The organism is Bacillus sp. JJ1764 (assembly GCF_036962145.1).
Taxonomy (GTDB): domain Bacteria; phylum Bacillota; class Bacilli; order Bacillales; family Cytobacillaceae; genus Neobacillus.
The window spans coordinates 1-6867 of the sequence record NZ_JBALNY010000013.1; the positions used below are offsets into that span (position 1 = coordinate 1).

Annotated in this window: 7 protein-coding genes; 5 read left to right on the top strand and 2 right to left on the bottom strand. The window is 38.3% G+C overall.

What is annotated here, in order from left to right:
* The first annotated feature begins 392 nt into the window (after positions 1 to 392).
* A complete protein-coding gene (locus V7083_RS01990) occupies positions 393 to 1220 on the top strand; it encodes a GNAT family N-acetyltransferase (RefSeq protein WP_335474825.1) in 828 nt (275 codons plus the stop codon).
* Positions 1221 to 1259: 39 nt separating this feature from the next.
* Here the strand turns inward: V7083_RS01990 and V7083_RS01995 are convergent, their stop codons facing one another.
* Positions 1260 to 2210, bottom strand: coding sequence for a ribose-phosphate diphosphokinase (locus V7083_RS01995; RefSeq protein WP_335474827.1), 951 nt, complete (start codon positions 2208 to 2210; stop codon positions 1260 to 1262).
* Positions 2211 to 2497: 287 nt separating this feature from the next.
* On the bottom strand, positions 2498 to 3355 hold the full coding sequence (locus V7083_RS02000; RefSeq protein ID WP_335474829.1) for a Cof-type HAD-IIB family hydrolase: 858 nt from the start codon (positions 3353 to 3355) through the stop codon (positions 2498 to 2500).
* Between the two features lie 269 nt (positions 3356 to 3624).
* Here V7083_RS02000 and V7083_RS02005 point away from each other — a divergent pair, with 269 nt between their 5' ends.
* The 4 genes from V7083_RS02005 (at position 3625) to V7083_RS02020 (ending at position 6794) form a co-directional block, all read left to right on the top strand.
* Positions 3625 to 4329 (top strand): response regulator transcription factor, encoded by a 705-nt coding sequence (locus V7083_RS02005; RefSeq protein WP_335474831.1) that lies wholly within the window; start codon positions 3625 to 3627, stop codon positions 4327 to 4329.
* A complete protein-coding gene (locus tag V7083_RS02010) occupies positions 4326 to 5678 on the top strand; it encodes a sensor histidine kinase (protein ID WP_335474833.1) in 1353 nt (450 codons plus the stop codon). Before V7083_RS02005 ends, V7083_RS02010 begins: the two co-directional genes overlap by 4 nt.
* A 69-nt stretch (positions 5679 to 5747) precedes the next feature.
* Positions 5748 to 6338 (top strand): PepSY domain-containing protein, encoded by a 591-nt coding sequence (locus tag V7083_RS02015; RefSeq protein WP_335474835.1) that lies wholly within the window; start codon positions 5748 to 5750, stop codon positions 6336 to 6338.
* A 120-nt stretch (positions 6339 to 6458) separates the two neighbouring features.
* Positions 6459 to 6794, top strand: a complete 336-nt coding sequence (locus V7083_RS02020) for a hypothetical protein (RefSeq protein ID WP_335474837.1) — start codon at positions 6459 to 6461, stop codon at positions 6792 to 6794.
* Positions 6795 to 6867: the final 73 nt, after the last annotated feature.

The window sequence follows — 6867 nt, forward strand, 5'->3', positions numbered from 1 at the left end:
TTATTTACACTCTGTTGATTGGAGCGGAAGGTGCGAAGACTCCTCGAAAATGCTAACGCATTTCCTTCGTGCGTGGGCGAATTCTAGGAAGAAAATCAATGTCCTGTGGGAGTACGGTTCTGGAGAGACCCCGCAGGCGCAAGCGCCGAGGAGGCTCGCCGAAACGCCCACGAACCGCTTGCACCTGGAGCGGAAATCAACAGACAAGTTTAACAGAGCCAAAATATAAAGGCGTCGATTAATTCGGCGCTCTTTTAGTTATTCCCCTGCAGATTCACACTTGACCCCTTTGCTTCAAAAATATCGTCCTTCTGATAAAAAATTTAAAAATAGCAGGAATGATAGACATAAATAAAGAATAGTAATTATGGATTATGAACAGGGGGGAAAACATGCTAACAAAGGAACAGTTAAGGGAAATTAAAACGCTTCAAGAAATATGTGAGCAAGATGGTGGATTTCAGCTTAAATTAAATTTTGATATGCTGGAAAACCGGACTGAAGATTATAAAGAAGACTTTTTTCATTATGAGGACGGGCAATTGGTCGGTTTTCTTGGAAGTTATGGATTCGGAAATAAAATTGAACTATGCGGAATGGTCCATCCTGATTACCGAAGAAAAGGAATTTTCACAAGCCTATTAAATGAAGTTCTCAAAGAGACCAAAAAACGTGAAGTGAAAACTATTCTACTAAATGCACCTACTCATTCACTAACTGCCAAAGCATTTTTAAAAACTATACCATGTACTTTTTCCATTGCAGAATATCAAATGCAATGGCATCAAACAGAATTACAGGGGAATCAAGATATCAACATTAGGCCTTCACAGTCAAAGGATGATTGGGAAGCAGAAGTACGTTTGGAAGTTGAATGTTTTGGATTTAGTGAAAAAGAAGCTCGTGAATTTAATCAAAGTATTAGAGAAAACAATAGTGAAGAAATGTTAATCATTGAAGCAGAGGGTCAGACTGCTGGGAAAATGAGGGTTGCTGAGACAAATGGGGAAGCATGGATTTATGGGTTTGCCGTATTCCCCGAACTACAAGGAAAAGGGATAGGCAGAAAGGCACTTTCCAATGTGGTATTGATGGAGCATCAAAAAGGGTTTCCGATTTTCTTAGAGGTTGAAGCCAAGAACGCCCATGCCCTAAGGCTTTATGAATCATGTGGTTTTAAAAGCTACCATTCACAGGATTATTATTTGTATTTAGGATAAAAAGGGAAGCCGTTTTCAGTAAGAAAACGGCCCTTTTTGTTATTCAAATAACGGACTTACCGCTTTTTCATTATGAACACGGTCAATTGCTTCCACAAGTAAAGGAGCTACTGATAAAATGGTGATTTTTTTGCTCCGTTTTTCTTCTGGAATAACGATTGTATTCGTTACAATTAATTCTTTAATGGCGGATGAATCTATCTTACTAGCCGCTTCTCCTGAGAAGACAGGATGTGTACAGCAGGCATAAACAGCCTTTGCTCCTCTTTCTAATAAAGCATTAGCACCTGTAGAAATGGTATTGGCTGTATCCATTAAATCGTCTACGATGATGGCATTTTTTCCATCAATATTTCCAATTATGTTCATGATATCTGATTGGTCGTGCTCCGGCCGGCGGCGGTCAATTAAAGCTATTGGAGCATTTAACAAACTGGCCAATTTTCTCGCTCTTCCGACGCCTCCATTATGAGGGGCGACTACAACAAGATCCTTTAAGCTTTTTTTCTCAAAATAATCATAGAGAACGGGAATACCAGTTAGATGTTCTACTGGAATGTCAAAAAATCCTTGAGTTTGAGCAGCATGAAAATCCATGGTGATGACCCTATTTGCTCCTGCTGTCTCTAAAAGATTCGCAATCAATTTTGCCGTGATGGGCTCACGTGCACGTGCCTTACGGTCTTGGCGTGCATAGCTGTAGTAAGGAATGACTACATTAATTACTTGTGCGGATGCACGCTTTAATGCATCAATCATGATTAAGAGCTCCATCAATCGCTCATTGCTAGGGTGTGAAGTGGACTGCACGATAAAGACTTCACATCCACGCACACTTTCCTCAATGTTAATTTGAATTTCTCCATCGCTAAAATGATTAACCGAACATTTTCCTAACTCGCAGCCCAATAGTTCTGCCATCTCTGCAGCCAATTCACGATTTGAATTTAATGTAAACAGTCTAAAATTATTTTTTAAACGATAAGACACCCTTTTTCCTCCATGTTCAGTATATTTCCTTGATTATTATTGTACATAAATCTTATTTTACATGAATTGAGGAATCAAGACACTAATTTGACAAAAATTTATCGATTTCTTTGACAAATTCCGATAAATGTTTCATTGTGGACTTCTCTACCAAACGTTTCCCATTATTTACTATATCTACTTTGGTTAAGTTATCCCTTCTTTACGGAAAAAAGATCTCTTTAATAGTAGCCAGATTTTTTACAAGGAATTCCTGGTTTGACCCGCTAACAACTTAACACAGGTATTTAATCTTCTAAAATATATTTTTCAAATGCATATGCGACACCATGTTCATCATTCGTTAACGTTACAATGTCACTGTGTTCTTTCACTTCATCTTCTGCATTCCCCATCGCAATGGATAATCCAGCCGCATGAAACATTGGAATATCGTTTCTTTCGTCTCCAATGGCGATCGTGTTTGCAAGTGGAATCCCAAAATGACGTGCCATAATTTTTAGACCATTGCCTTTATTTCCATTAATATGGGTTACTTCTAGATTAAAAGGTGAAGAGGAAGCAACATGGATGCCTTCGATGGTTTCTAAAGATTGATGCAACCTTTGTTTCTGCTCTGGATCCAAAGCTACATTAAGGAATTTTAAGATTGAGAGTTCTTCTTTCGTAATGATTTCCTCTACTTGGTCAAACATCGTGTGACCGTACACAGTTGGGTGGGTAGTGAACATTTTGTAATGAGCATTTTCAAAGTATTCACTTGGAACTCGTCCTGATGATAGAACTTTTTCTAGTCGATCACCCCAATTTCTAGGTGCAAAGGATTCTTTGTCAGTGGTGAAATTATATGGTACCCACTCTTTTTCAAGTTCAAAAGCTATTTTTTTAATTTGAGATGGTGTTAAGGAAATCGATTCTAACAATTTTCCGTCCGCAAAAAGAATCGTTCCGTTACTTGCTCCGATAGGGCATTTTATATTGTATTTTTCTAATTGGCCATGTATAGATTTCACAGATCGACCGGACAAAGCCATTACAATATTCCCTTTCTCTTGCGCTTTTTTTATCGCTTGCAGAGTTTCTTCACTGATTTCCTTATTTGAATTTAAGGTGGTTCCATCTAAATCAAGTGCAATTAGTTTCATAACTAGTGATCTCTCCCTTTTAGTATAATCTAGAAAGTAGTTTTATAATTATTTGTTCCCCACTAATGATATCGTTGTACCTTCTCTTTTCAGTTCCAATTTTTAATATAAATTAGGAATTTTTTTACTAATTTCACTTTGTTAATGTTTTTTATGTTAGGGCGTCATGTGGACGGCCCATTTTCATAAATAATTGAAAGGAATTAAAGCCTTCCATGTGGAAAATGTAGTAAATTATAGAAATTACATTTTTTTCTGGGGGAAATCAAATGGAGAAAGTTTCAATATTAGTCATTGAAGATGAAGAAAAAATTGCCCGGCTCCTTGAGCTTGAACTAAGCTTTGAAGGTTATCAGGTTACGAAAGTCATGGACGGTATGTCGGCATTTAGTTTGTTTCAGTCGGGAAAATGGGATTTGATATTATTGGATGTCATGCTTCCCGGATTAAGCGGCATCGAACTGCTGCGCAGAATTCGCCTCCTTGATCAACACATTCCCATCCTCTTACTTACCGCAAAAGATTCCATCGAGGATAAAGTGGCAGGGCTAGATTTCGGTGCGAATGATTATATAACCAAACCATTTCAAATTGAGGAAGTCATGGCCAGAATCCGCGCAGCTTTACGAGTAAAAGAAGTTGCCCAACCTGCACCCTTATTAGAAGATGAAGATACCCTTTCTTTTGCTGATTTAACAATTAACCAAAAGACACGAGAGGTATTTAGAGGTGACCATCCAATTGAATTAACTCCAAGAGAGTATGATTTACTACTTTTCCTCATGGTCCATAAACGCCAGGTTTTAAACAGAGAACAATTATTATCGGCCGTTTGGGGCTACGATTTCTTAGGAGATACAAATGTGGTCGACGTCTATGTGCGTTATATCCGAAAAAAGGTGGACCTCCCTGATATGCCTGTACTGATCCATACAGTACGCGGAATTGGCTATGTTTTAAGGGAAGCCAAATGAAACTGAGAAATAAAATTAATTTGTATACAGCCGTACTGTTTGCCATTCTATTCATCATCATGAATATCACGGTTTATTTTACTTTTAGCAAATTAATTCTTAACAATGAGTTAAAGGCAGCCACGAAGGAAATGGAAAAAACAACAACGGATATCGGAAAAGGCCTCGGAACCATTCCGGAGGCAACTCTGCTTCGTTCCTATGTACCGATTAATGGCATGATTCAGATGGTTACGGATGATAACAGGAAATTATTCACCGTTACCAGTCCAACAGAGAAAAAATTGATTAACAGAAATACGAAATACCTTCAAGGGGAACAAAGCCAATTCATCACTTACCAAAATAAATCCTATACTTTCGTTTCCATGCCCCTAATTTTATTAGATGGCAGTGTGGCTAGCCTACAAGTCACAAACAGCATTCAGCCCACCGTAGATATTTTATCCATTCTTAAACTCGTACTCATAGTTGTAACGGTTGTTGCCATCATCCCTGTCATTTTGTCCAGCAGGTTTTTGAGCCAACTCATCACCAGTCCAGTCACATCGATGATAAGGACGATGACCGATATTAGAGAAAGTGGGCACTTTAAAAGACTGCCATTAGAGGCTAAGTCTAAGGATGAACTATTTCAGATGGGTGAAACTTTTAATCATATGATCGAACTGCTGGAAACCAACTACAAAAAACAAAAGCTATTTGTTTCTAATGCCTCACATGAATTTAAGACCCCATTAACCATCATCGAGAGTTACGCTAGTTTGCTAAAAAGAAGAGGTTTGACAGAACCAGACCTGTTTACAGAGTCTGTTGAAGCGATTCATTCTGAAGCCATCCGTATGAAAGAAATGACGGAGCAGTTGTTACTGCTTGCTAAGCATCATGAACAATGGAACATCCATAATACTGCAGTTGAATTAAAGAATTTTTTAACACAAACAGCTCACTCCTTTCAAAATGCCTTTGGCCGGGAAATTCATTTGCATTCCGATTTCGGAAAAACACTGGAAATCGCGGCGGATGAGAAAAAGTTAAAGCAGCTGTTATTCATCTTCCTTGATAATGCCAGGAAATATAGTGATGAAGCCATTACGCTCGAGTATGGAATGGAGAACGGTTTAGTTTTTATCAAAATAATCGACAGGGGCATTGGCATCCATCATAATGAGCTGCCAAAAGTTTTTGACCGGTTTTACCGGGTCGATCAAGCAAGAAACCGAAAAATAGGCGGTACCGGTCTTGGTTTATCCTTAGCGAAGGATATTGCCGCTGTCCTTAACATCAGGATTGTGCTTGACAGTACAGAATCAGTCGGAACAACGGCCATACTTTATTTGAAAAAATAATCAGAATCTAATCATCTTCTAATGTTGGTAGTAGAAAATAAAACCATGCAACTGAAGCGAGGTGAAAAAATGCAGAAAAAAGCATGGATATTGATCTGTTTTTTAACCGTAATCCTTATTTTCTTGAGTTGGAAACTATTAAACCAATCAAATGCGGCAGAAACCATTCTCTCCAAAAATGAAGTACAAAAGCTCATTCAAGACCGTTATCAAGGCAAGGTCATCCAAATCAAGTTAACCAACCAACAATATCTTATCGATTTAAATAAAGATAACCATATTTATAGAATTAAGCTTGATGCGGTAAGCGGGCAAGTTTTATCGTTTAAACAGAACGATTCAGTTCAAGTTCCTCCTGAAAACCAACCTACAAAACCACCCTCTGACTCCCCTACCACTCCAGGGCAACAGGAACCATCTAAAAAGTTGACAGTGTCGGAAGCACAGCAGATTGCAACACGGGAGGTTCATGGCACAGTTAAACATATTCAGCAGGAAACCAATGAAGGAATCGAATTTTATTTAGTGGAAATAGAAACAAATGAGGGACTGAAAGCAGTTGTACAGATTAATAGCATCACTGGTAAGGTAACCGCCATATCCTGGGATGATCATAAAAAAGAAGATAAGCAAAAGGATGATAAGAAAGAAGATGACTAAGTATTTCTAAATGATTTTGGATTCTCTCTCAGAGATTTCTAATCTTCCTCTCCCTCTTTCTCTAATCTTCACTGGATATTCTATAATTGTAAAACAACAAAAATGAAGGAGGAAAAAAACATGAAAGGTAAGTTGATTGCCGGTTTACTTGCATCGTTTATGGTTTTTGGAGGAGCTATGGCTGTCGGAGCAGCAAAAAATGACTCGAGAGTAGATGATTCCATCCATCAGGAAGACAAGGTGAAAAGTTCAAGCGATGTTAGCAAAACAAAATCAACTGCCACTATGAATAACCATAACGTTGAGGTTGAAATTGAACATGGCAAAACGATCATAAAGCACAAGTCAGAATACCGTAAAGACGATGGACGCCACCATGGCAGACATAGTGAAAATGATGATTTGAAACCTGGGGATGGAAAACATCAAAATAGGCATAGTGGGGATGATGATTAATAGTTGGAGAACATTATGAAGAGGCTGGGACAAAACCCGCCTCTGTGAAAAAAAGCCGGTGAAATTTTACGAC